General features: G+C 45.6%; 1 protein-coding gene. It reads left to right on the top strand.

Features of this window, described 5'->3' with window-relative positions; genetic code table 11:
* On the top strand, nt 1-684 hold a 684-nt coding region (locus A3739_RS07080), incomplete at both ends, for a trans-acting enoyl reductase family protein (RefSeq protein WP_197472153.1).

The following is a 684-nucleotide window of genomic DNA, read 5'->3' on the forward strand; positions in this document are numbered from 1 at the left end:
TAGCTTTACTGGCCGCTTAGTAGCCGAATTTTATTTAAGTACTTACGGCCTCAATGGCGAGCTTAAGTGGGCGATGGCTGGACGTAATCAAGCTAAGCTCGAGGAAGTTCGTGCAGGTCTAAATGATGGCCAAGGCACTAATGATATACCAATCCTAATTGCGGATAGTCACGACGAAGCTAGCTTGAAAGACTTAGTCAGTAAGACGAAAGTTATTTGTACGACTGTTGGTCCATATGCTTTGTATGGGAACGAGCTTGTTGCGGCTTGTGTTGAAGCCGGTACGGATTATTGTGACCTTGCTGGTGAAACGCAGTGGATTCGTCGAATGATCGATCAACACCATGAACGCGCTCAAGAAACTGGTGCGCGTATTATTCATTGTTGTGGCTTTGACTCTATTCCATCTGACTTGGGCACTTACTTTGTTCAGAACAAAGTGAAGGAGCTTAAAGGCGAATACGCGAAAGCGATCAAGGTTCGAGTGAAGTCAATGAAAGGTGGTGCGAGTGGTGGCACGATTGCAAGTATCAATAACGTGCTCGCTGAAGTAGCGGATGACAAAGAGCTCTTTAAGTTATTGAATAACCCGTACACTTTGAATCCTCGTGATGAGATGGGTGGCGACGATAAGCGCGATTTGCAAAGCGTGAAGTACGATGACGATGCAAAGAGCTTCCTTAT

The sequence above is a fragment of the Oleiphilus sp. HI0067 genome (assembly GCF_001635735.1).